Origin of the sequence: Pectobacterium sp. CHL-2024 (assembly GCF_044751765.1) — a bacterium.
GTDB classification, from domain to species: domain Bacteria; phylum Pseudomonadota; class Gammaproteobacteria; order Enterobacterales; family Enterobacteriaceae; genus Pectobacterium; species Pectobacterium brasiliense.
This window is the reverse complement of the sequence record NZ_JBIXKO010000006.1, coordinates 157,698-175,476: the sequence shown is the minus strand read 5'-3', so window position 1 is coordinate 175,476 and position 17,779 is coordinate 157,698. Positions and strand designations below refer to the sequence as shown.

Annotated in this window: 17 protein-coding genes; 13 read left to right on the top strand and 4 right to left on the bottom strand. The window is 54.4% G+C overall.

Annotated features, from left to right (window positions below; genetic code table 11):
* Positions 1 to 145 precede the first annotated feature (145 nt).
* The 13 genes from ACIPUG_RS11770 (at position 146) to phnE (ACIPUG_RS11710) (ending at position 13,624) form a co-directional block, all read left to right on the top strand.
* The gene (locus ACIPUG_RS11770; protein WP_400338490.1) at positions 146 to 3,181 is read left to right on the top strand and encodes an autotransporter domain-containing protein; all 3,036 of its coding nucleotides are present in this window, start codon (positions 146 to 148) and stop codon (positions 3,179 to 3,181) included.
* A gap of 253 nt (positions 3,182 to 3,434) precedes the next feature.
* Positions 3,435 to 4,148, top strand: coding sequence for a phosphonate metabolism transcriptional regulator PhnF (phnF, locus tag ACIPUG_RS11765; RefSeq protein WP_400338553.1), 714 nt, complete (start codon positions 3,435 to 3,437; stop codon positions 4,146 to 4,148).
* Complete coding sequence (phnG, locus tag ACIPUG_RS11760) at positions 4,149 to 4,595, top strand: phosphonate C-P lyase system protein PhnG (RefSeq protein ID WP_400338488.1); 447 nt, start codon at positions 4,149 to 4,151, stop codon at positions 4,593 to 4,595.
* Positions 4,595 to 5,170 carry a phosphonate C-P lyase system protein PhnH gene (gene phnH / locus ACIPUG_RS11755; protein WP_400338486.1) on the top strand — a complete coding sequence of 192 codons (576 nt, stop codon included), beginning with the start codon at positions 4,595 to 4,597 and terminating at the stop codon, positions 5,168 to 5,170. Before phnG ends, phnH begins: the two co-directional genes overlap by 1 nt.
* Entirely contained in the window at positions 5,170 to 6,246 is a 1,077-nt protein-coding gene (locus tag ACIPUG_RS11750; protein WP_400338485.1) for a carbon-phosphorus lyase complex subunit PhnI, read from the top strand. Before phnH ends, ACIPUG_RS11750 begins: the two co-directional genes overlap by 1 nt.
* The gene (locus ACIPUG_RS11745) at positions 6,239 to 7,093 is read left to right on the top strand and encodes an alpha-D-ribose 1-methylphosphonate 5-phosphate C-P-lyase PhnJ (protein ID WP_400338483.1); all 855 of its coding nucleotides are present in this window, start codon (positions 6,239 to 6,241) and stop codon (positions 7,091 to 7,093) included. The genes ACIPUG_RS11750 and ACIPUG_RS11745 overlap by 8 nt, the downstream gene beginning before the upstream one ends.
* Positions 7,080 to 7,844 carry a phosphonate C-P lyase system protein PhnK gene (gene phnK / locus ACIPUG_RS11740; RefSeq protein ID WP_100017449.1) on the top strand — a complete coding sequence of 255 codons (765 nt, stop codon included), beginning with the start codon at positions 7,080 to 7,082 and terminating at the stop codon, positions 7,842 to 7,844. Before ACIPUG_RS11745 ends, phnK begins: the two co-directional genes overlap by 14 nt.
* A 63-nt stretch (positions 7,845 to 7,907) precedes the next feature.
* Positions 7,908 to 8,621 carry a phosphonate C-P lyase system protein PhnL gene (phnL, locus tag ACIPUG_RS11735; RefSeq protein ID WP_400338481.1) on the top strand — a complete coding sequence of 238 codons (714 nt, stop codon included), beginning with the start codon at positions 7,908 to 7,910 and terminating at the stop codon, positions 8,619 to 8,621.
* A complete protein-coding gene (phnM, locus tag ACIPUG_RS11730) occupies positions 8,608 to 9,744 on the top strand; it encodes an alpha-D-ribose 1-methylphosphonate 5-triphosphate diphosphatase (RefSeq protein WP_014914399.1) in 1,137 nt (378 codons plus the stop codon). The genes phnL and phnM overlap by 14 nt, the downstream gene beginning before the upstream one ends.
* A gap of 152 nt (positions 9,745 to 9,896) precedes the next feature.
* Complete coding sequence (gene phnC, locus ACIPUG_RS11725; protein WP_039283926.1) at positions 9,897 to 10,724, top strand: phosphonate ABC transporter ATP-binding protein; 828 nt, start codon at positions 9,897 to 9,899, stop codon at positions 10,722 to 10,724.
* Positions 10,725 to 10,807: 83 nt separating this feature from the next.
* Positions 10,808 to 11,740 carry a phosphonate ABC transporter substrate-binding protein gene (gene phnD / locus ACIPUG_RS11720; RefSeq protein ID WP_400338479.1) on the top strand — a complete coding sequence of 311 codons (933 nt, stop codon included), beginning with the start codon at positions 10,808 to 10,810 and terminating at the stop codon, positions 11,738 to 11,740.
* Between the two features lie 125 nt (positions 11,741 to 11,865).
* Positions 11,866 to 12,726, top strand: coding sequence for a phosphonate ABC transporter, permease protein PhnE (gene phnE, locus ACIPUG_RS11715; RefSeq protein WP_040043914.1), 861 nt, complete (start codon positions 11,866 to 11,868; stop codon positions 12,724 to 12,726).
* A 1-nt stretch (position 12,727) separates the two neighbouring features.
* Positions 12,728 to 13,624 (top strand): phosphonate ABC transporter, permease protein PhnE, encoded by an 897-nt coding sequence (phnE, locus tag ACIPUG_RS11710; protein ID WP_400338477.1) that lies wholly within the window; start codon positions 12,728 to 12,730, stop codon positions 13,622 to 13,624.
* Positions 13,625 to 14,028: 404 nt separating this feature from the next.
* Here the strand turns inward: phnE (ACIPUG_RS11710) and ACIPUG_RS11705 are convergent, their stop codons facing one another.
* From ACIPUG_RS11705 to mutH, 4 genes are all read right to left on the bottom strand, one after another.
* Positions 14,029 to 15,090, bottom strand: coding sequence for an NADP(H)-dependent aldo-keto reductase (locus ACIPUG_RS11705; protein ID WP_039283942.1), 1,062 nt, complete (start codon positions 15,088 to 15,090; stop codon positions 14,029 to 14,031).
* A gap of 207 nt (positions 15,091 to 15,297) precedes the next feature.
* Positions 15,298 to 15,504 (bottom strand): YgdI/YgdR family lipoprotein, encoded by a 207-nt coding sequence (locus tag ACIPUG_RS11700; RefSeq protein WP_275898963.1) that lies wholly within the window; start codon positions 15,502 to 15,504, stop codon positions 15,298 to 15,300.
* A gap of 187 nt (positions 15,505 to 15,691) precedes the next feature.
* Positions 15,692 to 16,408 carry a TerC family protein gene (locus ACIPUG_RS11695; RefSeq protein WP_010299690.1) on the bottom strand — a complete coding sequence of 239 codons (717 nt, stop codon included), beginning with the start codon at positions 16,406 to 16,408 and terminating at the stop codon, positions 15,692 to 15,694.
* 280 nt (positions 16,409 to 16,688) lie between these two features.
* Positions 16,689 to 17,384 (bottom strand): DNA mismatch repair endonuclease MutH, encoded by a 696-nt coding sequence (gene mutH, locus ACIPUG_RS11690; protein ID WP_039467118.1) that lies wholly within the window; start codon positions 17,382 to 17,384, stop codon positions 16,689 to 16,691.
* Between the last annotated feature and the right edge of the window lie 395 nt (positions 17,385 to 17,779).

The following is a 17,779-nucleotide window of genomic DNA, read 5'->3' as shown; positions in this document are numbered from 1 at the left end:
TTTATGTTCGAACAGGGTGTCGTTAATGCTCTCGATGTGGAAAATCCCTCCTTTCAAAAATAATCCTTTTAACAACCATTTCTTTAAAAGTAATTCATGTAAAAACAATGAAATATGTATCGCGGCGACGTCGCGCCATGCCGGTATGAACGGTGGTCGTGATGGTGCTCGTTACCGCGTGCTTGCGATGGGGTTACTGCTGTTTTGTCCTGTAATATTATGGGGCGCGGATAATTTTCGCACGGCGGAGTATGAGCGTAACGGTGCCGCACTGGATTCGATCAACGCGGCAGAAGCCTACAGTCTAGGTTTCTCGGGGAAAGGCGTTGGCGTTGCGGTCATTGATGCTACCGGCGAACTGAGCGGTGATGAATTTGCCGGACGGGTGGATTCGGGCGCGGGGTGGATCTCATCGCCATGGAATGGGACATCTCATGGCTACGCGGTTGCGGGCGTCATTGGTGCGGCGAAAAACGATAGCGGCATTCACGGCATCGCCTATCAGGCGACGCTGCTGCCGTTAGGAACCACTTTTTCATCGGATACATTGGTTAACGCCCAGCTTAGCGTACTCGATCGTCCAGATATCAAGATCGTCAATAATAGCTGGGGATACAGCATATTTAACGACACGGTGCAGACGTTTAGCGCCGATCGTCAGATTGAATTGCTGGACGGTATCATCAATAACAATATGGTGATTGGTACGGAGATGGCAAAACAGGGCCAGTTAACGGTGTTTGCTGCCGGGAACGAAGGCCATCTGACGCCATCGATTAATGCTGGGCTGCCAACGCTATTAGATGCCTACGGCATTGACAATACGATTGCCAATAACTGGCTAAGTGTTGTGGCTTACGACCCTTCTCAGCGTCCTTCCAGCGCGGCGTTTATTGCATCATTTAGTAACCTGGGACTTGGGGCATCGGCTTATACGCTACTTGCGCCGGGCGTGAATATCGTTTCTACCAGAGATGCGAACACCACTGACAAATTCAGCGGCACGTCGTTTTCGACGCCCTATGTTTCGGGTGTTGCCGCGCTGGCATCTGAGGCGTTTCCCTATCTGAACGGTAAGCAGCTCGCTGATATTCTTTTGTCTACGGCGACGCCGCTCACGGGGAGTAACACCCCGCGTGCGGTGTTGCTCATTCACAAGAATTACGATGACCATCAAAACTATCTCAGTAGTGACCTCAATGTTTACGCGACGGGCAATGCCGTTACGTTTAGCGATGAGGAAATGACCGTCTTTCTGGCGCGGGTCAGAGAGGATGCGTTCTTCGATAATCTTACGGATGAACAGGTGCGCAGCGCGATTCGTGCCCGTGCCAGTGCGCAAAATATCAATGTGCTTACGACGGAGGATTACCAGTCGCTGTTTGGTCAGGGGATGGTTAATGCGTATAAAGCGGTGCAGGGGCCGGGCGCATTGAATGCCCAGAGGCTAAGCAATAGCGATCTCAGTAGTGGAACGTTTAACGGTAACTACGCGATCTACGGGGTTGATACGCAAGGATATTCCAGCACCTGGAGCAATGACATCGCACAGGTGAAAAATACGACCAGCAGTAGTCCTCTGTATCAGTTGGATGTCGGCTTGCGTAAGCAAGGCGCAGGGGCGCTTTATCTGACGGGCAATAACACCTATCTCGGGCCGACCATTGTCGAAGGCGGCAGCGTCGTGGTAGGCAAAGTGGCGCAGGGGAGCGGCAGTCTGGCGGGGGATGTCTGGGTGCAATCTGCGGCGACGCTGGGCGGGCATGGCAACATCGCCGGCACCGTCACGCTTGAGAATGGCTCCACGCTTTCGCCCGGCGCATCCGTTGGCACATTAACGGTCGGCAATGTGGTGTTTCAGCCCGGCAGTCTTTATCACTATGAGATTGATGAGCAGGGGAACGCCGATGGCCTGAATGTTACACGGGATGCGACACTGGCGGGCACCGTGGTGCTGGATGCGCCTTCGCAGTCATTGGGCGATCGGTTTACCCTCTTGAATGTCGGTGGCACCCTGAGCGGCAGCTTTGATGGTTTAACGTCCAACTCAACCCAGCCTTTCCTGCAAGATACGCTGAGCTATGGCAACAAGCAGGCTTATCTGGACGTGGTACGCAATAATCGCGCCTTTAATGACGTTGCTACCAGTCTTAATCAACGCGCCGTTGCGCAGACGATCGAGAGCCAGAATAGTGGGCCGGTTTTCTCTGCTATCGCGAACAGCCGCAGTGAAGCGACCGCACGAGCTGCCTTTGATAACCTCGATGGCGAGATCTATGCCGCCTCGCGTGCCGCATTGCTCCAGCGTAGCCGGTACGTGCGAGGCGAGATCAACAGCGCACTGCACGATGAAAATGCACAGTCGCTTTGGCTGAGTACGTGGGCGAACAAAGGTCAGTTCGATGAGACCGCTGAATCCTCACGCGTTAACCACAGCGGCTATGGCTTCTTAATCGGTAACGGTAGCCCCGTCGGTGAAAGCAGCACGCTGGGTGTCGTTGTCGGCGCAGAGAAAAGCAAGATCAAAACCGATGCGCGTGCCGCCAGTAACGATGTGACGGCTTATCACGTTGGCAGCTATTGGGGAACGGGCTATAGCGGCATCGCATGGCGCTCCGGTCTGGTCTACAGCTATCTGGATATGGGCAGCGAGCGAGACATTCAGGTGCCCGGACTCACGAGCCGCGCGCAGGCAGATTATCATGCGCACCTTTTTCAGGGATTTGCAGAAGGAAGCCATCGGTTTGCGTTCAATGACAGCTTAAGCGTCGAGCCTTATGGCAACCTCTCGTATGCCTGGCTCGATCTCGCGGGTGGTCAGGAACACGGTAGCGCCGCCGCGCTGCGCTGGGAACGTCAGGACAGCGGGGCGGGATACTCAACGCTGGGCTTACGCGGTGAGGCGCGCTGGTCTTCACTCTCGCCTGTTCGGCTTTATGCCGATGCGGGCTATCAGCGACGCCTGACGCCGGATCGTAATCAAACGCGGCTGAGTTTTGTGCAAGGCGGCGATGCTTATACCGTCCACTCTGCCACTGACGATCGCGATGCGCTGCTAGTGCGGGCGGGCGTCACGCTGGCGATTAGGCAGAATGCGACGCTGTTGCTGGGCTACCAGGGCCTGGTGAGCGATAAAATGAGCGAAAACAGCGCCAACATGCAGTTTGGACTCACATTCTGATACTTGAAAATCATCCCCCACGCGCGGGTAAAGCCGTGTGTGGGGCGTTTGATACAGGGCTGTCGTCCAGTGAAATAATGCGCTGCCGATAGCCATACATCGTTAGCAGCCTATCGAAAAAAGTTCATTTTTGTGCCATGTCTGATTAACGATATCGACATGTTCCCCCGCCAATATTGTTCAATATTTATGCATTCCAGCATTCGCCTTCCGAATCGTATTAATGCCCCTTGTTTCTGGGAGATTTTTTATGATGCAGTTGTCCAGACATCCGACCACGCTCTATCAGGCGATTGCCGCCCGGTTAGAAGAAGCGCTACGCGAACGCTACAAATGTGGCGACTACCTTCCCTCTGAAAAGCAGCTGGCGACGCACTACGCCGTTAATCGCCATACGTTACGCCGGGCTGTAGATGATTTGGTGAAAAAAGGGCTGGTTCAACGTCGTCACGGTGTGGGGATTTTGGTGCTGATGCGACCTTATGACTACCCGCTGCATGCGCAGGCTCACTTTAGCCAGAACCTGCTGGATCAAGGCAGTAATCCCTCCAGCGAACGACTCTTTGCGATGCTGAGTCCTGCCAGTCAGGAGATCGCCACCACGCTGGGCTGTGGCGAAGGCGATAACGTCATCCACTTGCGCACGCTGCGCCGGGTGAACGGTATTCCCGTCTGTGTCATTAACCATTTCCTGCCCAATCTTTCCTGGTGGCCGCATTTACAGCAGTTCAATAGCGGCTCGCTGCACGACTTTATTACCGAGCGACTGAATCAGGTGCTGGTTCGCACACAGACTCGCATCAGTGCGCGTCTGGCTCAGGCTAAAGAGAGTCGGCTGCTGGAAATCGACGCGCAGGCACCGCTGCTGTGCTTGCGCACGCTGAATAAAACCGCAAGCGGTGAGATCGCCGAGTACTCCGTCAGCCTGACGCGCGGCGATATGATCGAACTGACGCTGGAGCACTAGATGGATACGCTAACACACCGTCAACGCTGGCTCTCGGTGCTGGCATTCAGCCCGGTGGTCGAGCTGGAAAAGCGCTGGCACGCGCTCAATTTACACCCGCAGTACGCCCTGCTGCGCGCCGCTGAAATTGGCCTGACTCGCCTACAGGCGAGAATGGGGGGAACGGGCAAGCGCTTTGTTTTGGGAGATATGACGATAACCCGTGCTGTGGTGCGTTTGGCAGACGGTACATGTGGATACAGCTATGTGGCCGGTCGCGATAAAGCCCATGCCGAGCGCTGTGCCGTTATTGATGCGCTGTTGCAACAGCCGGAAAACCACGATCGGTTGCAAGAGCATCTCATCACCCCTCTGGCGGTGCAGCGTGCCGAACTGTGTGAACAGCGCGCGCGTGAAATCGCCAGCAGCAAGGTCGATTTTTTCACGTTGGTTCGCGGAGATAACTGATGTCTATACAGGCGAGCTTTGCGCAGCCAGTGGCTGACGCGCAGTGTGCTTTTCGGCGCATCCTCAAAGCCGTAAGCGAACCGGGCGTAACGGTGACCTTACCGTTACAGCAAGGCTGGGGGCGACTCTCTCCCGCTTCGACGGCGGTGATGCTGACGCTGGTCGATCGCGATACGCCGCTCTGGCTGGATGATGCATTGGATGATGAATCCCTCCGTAGCAACCTGCGTTTTCATACCGGTGCGATATTGACCCGCGATGAGTCGGCGGCCTTCGCCTTGCTTCATGTCTCGTCAGCCATCGCGCTGTCGCGGTTTTCTGCGGGTGACGTCATGTCACCGGAAAAGAGTACCACGGTCATCATCGAGGTCAGTGGCCTGACCGGCGGTACGCCGCTGCGCCTGAGCGGGCCGGGGCTGGAAACGTCACGCGTCGTTGATCCGCAATTGCCACCGGACATGCTGCGCTATCTCTGTCACCGTCCCGATCCCTTTCCTCAAGGTATCGATCTGATGTTCACCTGTGCCGATGCCCTGATGGCATTACCGCGCACCACCCATGTGGAGGTCTGCTGATGTATGTTGCCGTGAAAGGGGGAGAGAAAGCGATAGAGAATGCCCATCGCTTACAGGAGGATCTGCGTCGTGGGGATCGTGATATCCCGGAAATTGACTGCCAGCAGGTTGAACAACAGCTCGGGCTGGCGGTCGCTCGCGTGATGACCGAAGGCGGTATTTACGATCGTGAACTGGCGGCGCTGGCAATCAAGCAGGCCAGTGGCGATATAGTGGAAGCTATTTTTCTGCTGCGCGCGTATCGCACGACGCTGCCGCGTCTGGCGGACAGCCTGCCGCTAATGACGGCAAACATGCGGATTGAGCGACGCATTTCCGCGGTCTACAAAGATGTGCCGGGCGGTCAGGTTCTCGGCCCTACCTATGATTACACTCACCGTTTACTGGATTTCACGCTGCTTGCCAACGGTGATACCCCCGCGCCGTCCATGGCAGAGATACCGCTGGAAGCAACATGTCCGCTGATATTTGATCTGATGACCCGCGAAGGCTTTGCCGTCAGGGAAGAGGATGACGGCAGCGAACCGTGCGATATCACCCGCGATCCGCCGAGTTATCCCGCTCCGCGTTCGGCACGTTTGCAACAGCTGGTGCGGGGAGATGAAGGCTTTCTACTGGCGTTGAGCTACTCGACACAGCGCGGCTATGGCCGCACTCATCCCTTTGCCGGAGAGATCCGCACCGGCTTTGTCACGGTAGAGATTGTGCCGGAGGAGCTGGGTTTTCCGCTGGAAATCGGCGAAATCCTGCTGACCGAATGTGAAATGGTTAACGGGTTTACCGACAGGGATGAGGAAGCACCGCACTTTACCCGAGGCTACGGGTTGGTGTTTGGGCGCGCGGAGCGTAAAGCCATGTCGATGGCTCTGGTGGATCGTGCGCTGCAAACCGCAGAGCATCACGAACGGGTAACTAGCCCGGCGCAGGATGAGGAGTTTGTGCTGTCGCACGCGGATAACGTTGAGGCGGCGGGATTTGTCTCCCACCTCAAATTACCCCATTACGTCGATTTTCAGGCCGAGCTGGAATTATTGAAACGTCTGCGTCAGGAGTATCAGGAGGGCAAAGATGCATGAATTAAGCGGCTATAACCCTGGCTATCTTGATGAGCAAACCAAACGCACGATCCGGCGCGCTATTTTGAAGGCGGTAGCGATTCCCGGCTATCAGGTGCCGTTTGGCGGACGGGAAATGCCGATGCCCTACGGCTGGGGAACCGGCGGCATTCAGCTCACCGCCAGTCTGATTGGTGAAAACGATGTGCTGAAAGTGATCGATCAGGGCGCGGACGACACGACCAATGCCGTCTCTATCCGACGTTTCTTCCAGCGCGTGAGCGGGGCGGTGACCACCGAGCGCACCGTTGAGGCCACGCTGATTCAGACGCGCCACCGCATTCCTGAAACGCCGCTGAAAGAAGATCAAATCCTAATCTATCAGGTGCCTATTCCCGATCCGCTGCGCTTTATTGAGCCGCGTGAGGTCGAGACGCGCAAAATGCATGCGCTGGAAGAGTACGGCATCATGCAGGTGAAGTTATATGAAGATATCGCTCGCTATGGTCATATTGCGACAACCTATGCGTATCCGGTGAAGGTGAACGACCGCTATGTGATGGATCCTTCGCCCATACCCAAGTTTGATAACCTCAAAATGCACCGGATGCCCGCGCTGCAACTGTTTGGCGCGGGCAGAGAAAAACGCATTTACGCCTTGCCTCCTTACTGTGACGTGAAAAGTCTGGATTTTGACGATCACCCGTTCTGCGTACAACGCTGGGATCAGCCCTGTGCGCTGTGCGGGTCGCATGACAGCTACCTTGATGAAATCGTGATAGATGATGAAGGATCGCGTCTGTTTGTCTGCTCCGATACCGATTATTGCCGTCAGCAGCAGGAGAAACAAAACCATGAATCGCAGTGAACAGCCGCTGCTGGCGGTCAATAACCTGACGCACCTTTATGCGCCGGAAAAGGGCTTTGAAGACGTCTCGTTCGAGCTTTTTCCCGGGGAAGTGTTGGGGATCGTCGGCGAATCGGGTTCGGGAAAAACCACGCTATTACAGGCTATCTCGGCACGTTTAACGCCACAGCAGGGAACGATTAACTATCAGGGACGCGATTTATATCGCCTGAGCGAAAGTGAGAGGCGACGTCTGCTGCGCACCGAATGGGGCGTGGTGCATCAGTATCCGCTTGATGGCCTGCGCCCGCAGGTTTCGGCCGGCGGCAATATTGGTGAAAGGCTGATGGCCGCCGGGCAGCGCCACTACGGTGAGATTCGCCAGCAGGCAAGCCGGTGGTTACAGGACGTTGAGATCCCCGTCGCGCGTATTGACGATCTGCCTACCACCTTTTCTGGCGGTATGCAGCAGCGTCTGCAAATTGCCCGTAGTCTGGTGACGCGCCCTAAGTTGGTCTTCATGGACGAACCGACCGGCGGCCTTGATGTTTCCGTACAGGCTCGCTTGCTGGATCTCTTACGGACGCTGGTGCGTGAACTGAATCTGGCGGTGGTGATCGTGACGCATGATTTGGGCGTCGCAAGGATGCTGGCTCACCACCTGATCGTGATGAAACAAGGGCGGGTTGTCGAAAGCGGCCTGATTGACCGCGTACTGGACGACCCCAGACACCCTTATACGCAACTGCTGGTTTCGTCAGTCCTGAGCTGATGGAAGCCTCACGAATCCCGCGCCAGCGCGGGTGAATCAGGTTGTAATCAATCGGAACACGCCATGAACACACAACTTCGCGTTGAGCATCTTTATAAAGTCTTCGTGTTACACAATCAGCATGGTGCCGCTTTGCCCGTGTTGCATGACGCCAATTTTGAGGTCAAGGCAGGGGAATGCGTGGTGCTGGATGGTCATTCCGGCAGTGGCAAGTCGACGCTGCTCCGCTCGCTGTATGCCAACTACCAGCCTAACAGCGGCCATATCTGGGTTAAGCATCACCAGCACTGGGTCGATTTAGTGAACGCTCCGTCACGGCAAATTCTTGCCATTCGCCGCGATACCATTGGCTGGGTCAGCCAGTTTTTACGGGGGATTCCCCGCGTCTCTACGCTGGATGTCGTCATTCAGCCTCTGCTGGAACGCGGTCTGAAGCGTGCTGAGTGTGAGGATCGCGCCAGACAGTTGCTCGCGCGGCTCAACGTACCAGAACGACTCTGGTCGCTACCGCCATCGACCTTCTCCGGGGGAGAACAGCAGCGGGTGAATATCGCCCGAGGGTTTATCGCCGATTACCCCATTCTCCTGCTGGATGAACCTACCGCGTCGCTGGACAGCGGCAATAGCAATGTGGTGGTTCAACTGATTGAAGAAGCCCGTGAGGGCGGGGCGGCGATTGTCGGTATTTTCCATGACGGTGCGGCGCGTAACCGGCTCGCCACGCATTTACACGCTATGCAACCTTATCCCGGGGTGCAGCAACATGATTATCAATAATGTCCGTTTGGTATTGGAAAATGAGGTGGTTTACGGATCGCTGGACGTGCAAAACGGCGTCATTGTTCACGTCAGCAGCGCATGTAGCCAGCAGCCTGGGGCTTTTGATGGCGAAGGGGGATTCCTGCTGCCGGGGCTGGTGGAGCTGCATACCGATAATCTCGATAAATTTTTTACCCCGCGGCCAAAAGTGGATTGGCCAGCCTACTCGGCTATGAGCAGCCACGATGCGCTGATGGTGGCGAATGGTATCACCACCGTGCTGGATGCGATTGCCGTGGGGGACGTGCGGGATGGTGGTCATCGTTTCGATAATCTCAACAAAATGGTTGAGGCGATCCGTCAGGGACAGGAAAAAGGGCTAAACCGCGCCGAGCACTGGCTGCATCTGCGCTGCGAACTGCCGTACGACGCCACGGTGCCGCTGTTTGAAAAACTGATGAATACCCCCGACCTATTGCTGGTGTCATTGATGGATCACTCGCCCGGCCAGCGTCAGTACACATCGTTGCAGAAATACCGCGAATATTTTCAGGGAAAATATCATCTCAGTAACCTACAGATGGACGCGTTTGAAGAAGAACAGAGGGGATTGGCCGCTTGCTGGTCTCAGCCCAATCGGCTGGCGATCGCGGCACTCTGCCGTAAAAAAGGGATCGCATTAGCCAGCCATGACGATGCCACGGTAGAACACGTTAACGAATCCCTTCAGGTGGGCTGTGCGATTGCTGAATTTCCCACCACTGAGGCGGCGGCGAGATACTCACACGACCGAGGGTTGCTGGTGTTGATGGGCGCACCTAACGTGGTACGCGGCGGTTCGCATTCGGGCAACGTATCCGCCAGCCAGCTGGCGCAGCAGGGTTTGCTGGATATTCTCTCTTCCGATTACTACCCCGCCAGCCTGCTTGATGCTGCCTTTCGTCTGGCACAGGATGAGAGCAATCCTTATGACCTGCCGCGCGCTATCACCTTGCTGACGCGCAATCCCGCCCGCGCGATTGGGCTACACGATCGCGGTGTGATTGCTGAAGGAGGGCGTGCCGATCTGGTTCTGGCTCATACGCTTCACGGCCATGTTCATATTCGTCATGTGTGGGCAAAAGGGCAGAAGGTGTACTAATCGATTGATTTGCTTATTAGCGGATGTTGGCGCGGCTAAGGATAGCCTCACAAATCGTTTCAATTGGTCATTATTTAATCATTTAGCGTTCATTAAACCATCACGCCATCTGTTCTTAATGAGGGGGCTACCTCACCACAGTGGATATCAAGATGGCACAGGCACAATTGAAATCTGGCCTCGAATTCAAAACGCAGTTGCAGCCCGTTCGGCCACAAAAGGTTCTGTCCGTTCGTGGCGTGGGGAAAGTGTGGTCTCCACAACACCGGGTGCTAGATGACGTTAACTTCGATCTGCACACGGGAGAATTCGTTGCCGTCATTGGCCGTTCCGGGGCGGGAAAATCGACGCTGCTTCATTTGTTAAACGGCACGATTTCAGCCTCTGGCGGTGAAATCATCAATTACAGCGGTGAGCAGCCACAGGATATTATCAAGCTACGCTCGCGCCAGATACGCCAATGGCGCGCCCATTGCGGCATGATTTTTCAGGATTTCTGTCTGGTGCCGCGGCTGGATGTCCTCACCAATGTCTTGCTGGGTCGCCTTAGCCAAACCTCCACGCTCAAGTCACTTTTTCGTGTGTTTTCCGACGAGGACCGCGCTCGCGCCATCGAGTTGTTGCAATGGTTAAATATGCTGCCGCAGGCGTTACAACGTGCGGAAAACCTCTCTGGCGGCCAGATGCAGCGTGTCGCTATCTGTCGGGCTCTCATGCAGCAGCCCAGAATTTTGCTGGCCGATGAACCCGTCGCGTCGCTCGATCCCAAAAATACCCGCCGCATCATGGATGTTTTACGGGAAGTGAGTCAGCAGGGGATTAGCGTGATGGTTAATCTGCACTCGGTGGATCTGGTGAAGCAGTACTGCACGCGGGTTATCGGGATCGCCCAAGGGCGCATTGTTTTTGACGGGCATCCAACGCAATTGGATGAGCCGCTGCTTCATACGCTGTATGGCGATGAACTGAACGCACATTAATGCGATATGCATTGAACACGATGTGTATTTAAGACGGTGTGCGTTTAACACGATGGCCTTTGACACGAGAACAGGTGATAACAATGAGCAAGATCTTTGGTTTGGCGATGATGTTAACCAGCTCACTGACCGTCTTCAGCGCGACGGCGGCGGGGACGCCCAAAGAGCTGAATTTGGGTATTTTGGGCGGGCAAAATGCGACACAGCAGATCGGTGATAACCAGTGCGTCAAACAGTTCCTTGATAAAGAGCTGGGGGTTGAGACCCGGTTGCGTAACGCTTCGGATTACTCCGGCGTCATTCAGGGATTGCTGGGGGGAAAAGTCGATCTGGTTTTGAGTATGTCGCCGTCGGCTTTCGCCTCTGTCTATCTGAAAGATCCTAACGCAGTGGATATCGTCGGCATCGCCGTTGACGATAAAGATCTGTCACGCGGCTACCACTCCGTGGTGGTGGTCAAAGCCGACAGCCCGTACAAAAAGCTGGAAGACCTGAAAGGGAAATCCTTTGGTTTTGCCGATCCCGATTCCACCTCGGGCTTTCTGGTGCCCAATCAGATTTTCAAACAGAAATTTGGCGGGAATAACGACAACAAATACAACAATTTCTTTTCCAGCGTGACGTTTTCTGGCGGCCATGAGCAAGACATTCTGGGCGTATTGAACGGCCAATTTGACGGTGCCGTCGCCTGGACATCAATGGTGGGCGATTACAACACTGGCTACACCGCCGGCGCTTTTACCCGCCTGATTCGTATGGATCATCCGAACCTGATGCAGCAGATCCGGATTATCTGGCAATCCCCGCTGATCCCGAACGGCCCGATTCTGGTCAGCAACAAGCTGCCTGCGGATTTCAAACAGAAGGTCATTACTGCGGTGATGAAGCTGGATAAAGATCAGCATGAATGCTTTACCAAGGCGATGGGCGGGACTCAGCATATCGGCCCGGCAAGCCTGAATGATTACCAGCACATCATCGACATGAAGCGCGAACTGACGCAGGGCAATCGCTGATCGAGCACAGGCGCTTCGCCGTTCCCTAAACGCCCGTTCGGACGTGACATCGAACGGGCGGCAACATTTCGGTCCGCTCATCAAAGCCAGGGCATGACATATCGCCCGATAAACAGGACACTGTTTTGAAGAATGACTTTGAACAATATTATCAACAGATTAAAGGGCGACAGAAGCGCGAGGCGCTACTGTGGTCTTTGCTGCTGGCCTGCCTGTTTCTGGGGGCGGGCAAGGTCGCTGAATTCAGCCCCGCAACCATCTGGTCTTCTCTGCCGAGTTTTTTCAGCTACTTGCACGATACGCTACCTGTGCTGCACTGGCAGCAGCTTCTGGCGAACGCTCATACCGAAGGCTCTCTGGCTTATTGGGGATATCGGCTGCCGATACAGCTGCCGCTGATCTGGGAAACGCTGCAAATGGCGCTGGCTTCCACGATCGTTGCGGTGGCGGTTGCCACGATGCTGGCATTCTGTGCCGCCGCGAATACGCAAAGCTCGATGTTACTGCGTGTGGCTATTCGCGCGCTGGTGGCGTTTTTACGCACCATGCCGGAGCTGGGTTGGGCGGTCATGTTTGTCATGGCTTTTGGGATTGGAGCCATGCCCGGCTTTATTGCGCTGGCACTGCACACCGTCGGCAGCTTAACCAAACTGTTTTATGAGTCTCTGGAAAGTGCTTCCGATCGGCCAGTACGCGGTCTGGCAAGCTGTGGTGCCAGTAAGCTCCAGATTATGCGTTTCGCCTTCTGGCCACAGGTAAAGCCGATTTTTCTCTCCTACAGCTTTATGCGTATGGAGATTAATTTCCGTTCCTCCACGATTCTTGGTCTGGTTGGCGCGGGCGGCATCGGCCAGGAACTGATGACCAACATTAAGCTCGATCGCTACGATCAGGTTAGTATGACCTTATTGCTGATTCTCGTTGTGGTCTCGCTGCTGGATGGTTTATCCGGCTATTTACGCCGCCGCGTGGTAGAAGGACAGTGATATGAGAACCGTGACGTCGCCTGATGTCGATAAATTGAAACAGCAGCATCCCGACCTGTTTCGCATGCAGTCGCGCTATCTACGCCGAATTGCACTGCTGGCGCTGGCGGTCACGCTGTATTACCTGTTCTTTTTCCAGACTTTTGGCATCAGCTGGCAGCAGTGGGTCAATGGCTCGGCGCAGCTGGGACGCTATTTTTTACGCATGTTTGTCTGGCATGATTTTCTCAATTGGCCCTTTGGTTACTACCTGTCGCAAATTGCCATCACGCTATCGATCGTGTTTGCGGGGACGGTAACCGCGACCTGTATCGCACTGCTACTTTCCTTCTTTGCGGCGCGTAACATCATGCAGCGTCGCGGGTTACGGCCCATTGCGCTGCTGGTGCGATGTCTGTTGGACATGATGCGCGGTATTGATATGGCAATTGGGGGGCTGATATTCGTGCGAGCCGTCGGGCTGGGGCCGCTGGCGGGATTGTTGGCCATCGTGATGCAGGATATTGGCCTGCTCGGCAAGCTCTACGCGGAAGGGCATGAAGCCGTCGAACGTTCACCCGGACGAGGCCTGAGCGCGCTAGGTGCCACTGCGCTGCAAAAACACCGCTTTGGTATCTTCACACAGTCGTTCCCCATTATTCTGGCGCTCAGCCTCTACCAGATTGAATCGAATACCCGCTCTGCCGCCGTGCTAGGTTTTGTCGGTGCGGGAGGCATCGGTCTGGTTTATGCGGAGAATATGCGCTTATGGAACTGGGATGTGGTGATGTTTATCACCCTGATTTTAGTCTCGATAGTGATGATTATGGATGGGATATCGTCCTGGCTGCGTAAGCGCTATATCACCGGTAAAGACGTTCCGTTGTTTCAGCCTAAAAATAGTTCAACCCTTGATTAAGTGTTTCTTAGCCATATTTCTATGCAAACTGAGAGACAGTTTCGTGCGCCACAATACCGTCATTTTCATGCTACCTCGTAGCACGCGCCCGACACGGGACGGCTCACACGCCGCTCGCCCCGTGACCCCAGGCTTTCGGCGGGAATTATGCCGCTGGCGCGGTACCTTCGTCGATATCCGGCTTAGCAGACCGCTTGCGACACGTTTACTCGCCCCATAAATGGGGCTCGCCCTTCGGGCCAGCACGAGTGCTGTTCAAAAACGTCTCTGACGTTTTTGTCCGACGTGGCGCAAGCTTTCGCCGCGTCCTGCGGCTCATCTGAAGCCAGCTATCTCCTCAGCATAATTTTTTACGCCGGATCACGGCAAAATGCCGATGAACCCTGTGGCCCCGATTTTGGCGTTTACGGCGCTGGGAACGTGAACCGGCGATGGATGGCTTCCAGCTCGTCGAGGATCTCGCCGTCCAGCGTCAGGTTCTGGCTGTCGAGGTTGATTTGCAGCTGTTCCAGTGTCGTCGCGCCCAGCAGCGTACTGGCGACGAACGGCTGCTGACGCACAAACGCCAATGCCATTTGCGCCGGATCCAAACCGTGCTTTTGCGCCAGCGCTACGTACTCGGCAACTGCTGCCTGAGCCTGTGGGCCGGTATAACGGGTGAAGCGGCTAAACAGCGTGTTGCGTGCGTTAGCGGGTTTCGCGCCGTTCAGGTATTTCCCCGTCAGCGTACCGAATGCCAGTGATGAATAGGCGAGAAGTTCCACACCTTCATGCTGGCTGATTTCCGCTAAGCCGACTTCGAAACTGCGGTTCAGCAGGCTGTAGGGGTTCTGAATCGACACGATACGCGGCAGGTCATGCTTTTCCGCCAGATGCAGATAACGCATCACGCCCCACGGGGTTTCGTTGGAGACGCCGACGTAGCGGATCTTACCGGCACGCACCTGTTCATTTAGCGCTTCCAGCGTTTCCAGCAGCGTGACGACCGATTTGTCTTCAGTATATTGCGGTTTGTCATCCGTATACTGATAGTTCAGCTTGCCAAAGCAGTTGGTCTGGCGCTGTGGCCAATGCAACTGATAGAGATCGATATAGTCGGTATTCAGGCGTTGCAGGCTGGCATCCAGCGCGGCACGGATGTTTTTTCTGTCCAGCGCCTGCTGTGGCCGGATGCTGTGATCGTTTCCGCGCACGGGGCCGGAGACTTTACTGGCCACAATCAATTTTTCACGTCCGCCACGGGATTTCAGCCAGGAACCGATATAACTCTCGGTTAGCCCCTGTGTTTCCGGGCGCGGGGGAACGGCGTACATTTCTGCTGTGTCAATCAGGTTAACACCTGCGGCAATGGCGTGATCTAACTGAGCATGAGCGTCTGCTTCGCTGTTTTGTTCGCCAAAGGTCATCGTACCAAGACCCAGCACGCTCACTTCTAAAGAACTATGGGGAATACGGTGATATTGCATTGCCAGCTTCCTTATGTCTGAAAATAGCAGGCGTATTTCCCCTCATTTCCGCATGATTTGCTGCGATTCCAATGAGTTTGGGAAAACACACCTGAATTCGACTATAAACGAAGCCGTGGCGAGTGGGGAAGTCTCTTCTGTTGCCCTTCAGCAGGATTTTGCCGAAGAGCGTCATTCGATGGGGTGAATATCGGGCTAACGTTGCCGTTAGCGCTGCACGATCTGGGAGATTTGATCGCTGTTGATTTGTTTCTGATTACCTTGCTCATCGATATAGCTGAGCAGCCCGGTATCTTTATCCAGCACGGGTTTTCCCTGCGTCAGGAGCATTTGCCCCTCTTTTGTCGCCATCACGTAGTCACTGGAACAGCCTGCCAGAGTGAATAATAACGCCAGTGTGATTGCCATTTTCATCCGTACTTTCATCATATTAACCCGTTCATAAATGCCAAAATCTAAGGTGAGTCTAGCAAATGGTTGCGGGGGATAACGTAGGAATAATGGAAAAAATGTGTTTGGAGGGAATTAATATTATGTAATCAGGCGACTGATCGCCGCCTGATTATGACGTCTAGCGCTTTGAACGCTCGCTATGCGGCGATCAGTGTGCTGCTTTTTCTTTTTTACTGCGCAGCAGGTTCAACGCCTCGACGGACATCGAGAAGAACATGGCGAAGTAGATGTAGCCTTTCGGTACGTGAACGTCGAAGCTTTCCAGAATCAGGGTGAACCCGACCAGGATCAGGAACGACAAGGCCAGCATTTTGACGGATGGATGGCGTTCGACAAACTCGCCGATAGGGCGCGCAGAGAACATCATCACGAGAACGGCAATAATGACCGCTGCCATCATAATAAACAGATGGTCAGACAGGCCGACAGCAGTGATCACCGAATCCAGGCTGAAGATAATATCCAGCATCATGATTTGCACAATCGCGCCAAAGAAAGAGTACACCTTGGAAGTATGGTCTTCTGAACCGCCTTCGACGGTTTCGTGAATTTCCATACTCGACTTCCAGATCAGGAAGAGTCCCCCGAAGAACAGGATCAGGTCACGTGTGGAGATTTCATTGCCAGCGACGGTAAACAGCGGGTCGGTCAGACGCATGACCCAGGCAATAGAAGCGAGCAGTCCCAAACGCATTAACATCGCGCCCATCAGCCCGATGCGGCGAGCTTTGTTTTGCTGGGCTTTAGGCAGTTTGGCGACAACCAGAGACAGGAAAATAATGTTATCGATCCCAAGAACGATTTCCAGAATAGTCAGCGTTCCCAATGCTAACCATGCGTTCGGATCAACAATCCAATCAAACATTATATCAATACACCTTAAACGAAACGTAAACGATATTATACTCTGCCAGCTCGGGGCGTAGGCAAGCGAAAGTGTGATGTCGTAGAGATATAACGTTCATACTTCGCATTGCAGCCGTGTGCTGGCGTCCCTTTTGATCTGGGGTGGCGTCAGGCTTTTCCCAGATCGATTCCCTTGTCGCACGATTGCTGCGTAATAGAGTGCGGCGTATAAGGCTAGTGTACGATGAAGCGGGGCGCTGATGAAGCATCGTGCTAATAGAACATCGCGCTAATGAAATTCAACGGCTGAGCTGCATAAAGTGGCGGGCCAGTAGCGGCGCGGTAAAGGTTTTCTTCAGATAGAACCCGCGTGGCAAGGTCAGAATCGGTTGACCAAATTCGCCAATCGCCTCGGTTAATGCCCGGCTATTTGCCGCTTTGGGGCGTAGCTGTAGCACTTCGCCATGCCGAGCGGTGATGCTTTCTACCCGGCCAAGCACGATCAGATCCATCAACTCTTCCCAATCGCAGCGCAGCTGTTCCTCTTCTTCTTCATTGGGGCTCCAGATCAGCGGTGTGCCAATACGGCGTTCCCCCAGCGGAATGTGCCGCGAGCCTTCCACCGGAATCCACAGGACCCGCGCGAGCTTGTGTCGCACGTGGCTGCTTTCCCACGTCACGCCGCTGTTGCCTGTTAATGGTGCGACGCAGACGAACGTGGTTTCCAGCGGTTTGCCCTGTTCATCAATAGGAATGGTTTTGAGTTCAACGCCGATGTCGGGGAAATCCTGCTCGGGTTTGCTGCCTGCGCTTGCACCCAGAAAACGCTCCAGCAAGATACCAATCCAGCCTTTGTCGCGTTTCAGGTTAGCGGGAAGGGGCAGGCGAGCGATGTCCGCTAATTCCGCGAGATTATAACCCGCGAGGGATTGCGCGCGTTCCAGCAACGTGTGCTCACTTGCCGGCGCAGTCGTGTGAACCGTGGGTGAATTCATAGCGTATAGCTCGATATTTTTTCGCTCAAAAAAAACACAATAGACAGAGAGTACCAGTGCACAGCCTGCAAGACTGTGGAGAAAAACAATAATAGCATGATTCGTAGTGCTTTTTTTTAGTGTGATGGCGATCACTTAACACCGTTTTGCAAACTGTGCACGTATAGCCACCGACAATAAACAGGATCTTACACTAGGTTATCCACAGATTTCTTGGATAACCCACATAAACATGAATTACTGGTTCGATTTACAGCCTTGACTCCCGACCTTTTTGCTGTTTTTGCCTATTTATTGCCTGACTTTGAGGCATTCCCTGTGGATAAAATCGTCATAGTGCGATCTTTCGCCAATCTTGCGTTGTATGCCATTTGAACAAAAAATAAGGGTCTACT

Excerpts from the sequence above, each read along its gene's own strand:
- phnF (WP_400338553.1), top strand. The coding sequence starts at position 3,435 with ATGCAGTTGTCCAGACATCCGACCACGCTCTATCAGGCGATTGCCGCC.
- mutH (WP_039467118.1), bottom strand. The coding sequence starts at position 17,384 with ATGAATTCACCCACGGTTCACACGACTGCGCCGGCAAGTGAGCACACG.
- phnM (WP_014914399.1), top strand. The coding sequence starts at position 8,608 with ATGATTATCAATAATGTCCGTTTGGTATTGGAAAATGAGGTGGTTTAC.
- ACIPUG_RS11745 (WP_400338483.1), top strand. The coding sequence starts at position 6,239 with ATGCATGAATTAAGCGGCTATAACCCTGGCTATCTTGATGAGCAAACC.
- ACIPUG_RS11700 (WP_275898963.1), bottom strand. The coding sequence starts at position 15,504 with ATGAAAATGGCAATCACACTGGCGTTATTATTCACTCTGGCAGGCTGT.
- phnG (WP_400338488.1), top strand. The coding sequence starts at position 4,149 with ATGGATACGCTAACACACCGTCAACGCTGGCTCTCGGTGCTGGCATTC.
- ACIPUG_RS11750 (WP_400338485.1), top strand. The coding sequence starts at position 5,170 with ATGTATGTTGCCGTGAAAGGGGGAGAGAAAGCGATAGAGAATGCCCAT.
- ACIPUG_RS11770 (WP_400338490.1), top strand. The coding sequence starts at position 146 with ATGAACGGTGGTCGTGATGGTGCTCGTTACCGCGTGCTTGCGATGGGG.
- phnC (WP_039283926.1), top strand. The coding sequence starts at position 9,897 with ATGGCACAGGCACAATTGAAATCTGGCCTCGAATTCAAAACGCAGTTG.
- ACIPUG_RS11695 (WP_010299690.1), bottom strand. The coding sequence starts at position 16,408 with ATGTTTGATTGGATTGTTGATCCGAACGCATGGTTAGCATTGGGAACG.
- phnK (WP_100017449.1), top strand. The coding sequence starts at position 7,080 with ATGAATCGCAGTGAACAGCCGCTGCTGGCGGTCAATAACCTGACGCAC.
- phnE (WP_400338477.1), top strand. The coding sequence starts at position 12,728 with ATGAGAACCGTGACGTCGCCTGATGTCGATAAATTGAAACAGCAGCAT.
- phnD (WP_400338479.1), top strand. The coding sequence starts at position 10,808 with ATGAGCAAGATCTTTGGTTTGGCGATGATGTTAACCAGCTCACTGACC.
- phnH (WP_400338486.1), top strand. The coding sequence starts at position 4,595 with ATGTCTATACAGGCGAGCTTTGCGCAGCCAGTGGCTGACGCGCAGTGT.
- phnL (WP_400338481.1), top strand. The coding sequence starts at position 7,908 with ATGAACACACAACTTCGCGTTGAGCATCTTTATAAAGTCTTCGTGTTA.
- ACIPUG_RS11705 (WP_039283942.1), bottom strand. The coding sequence starts at position 15,090 with ATGCAATATCACCGTATTCCCCATAGTTCTTTAGAAGTGAGCGTGCTG.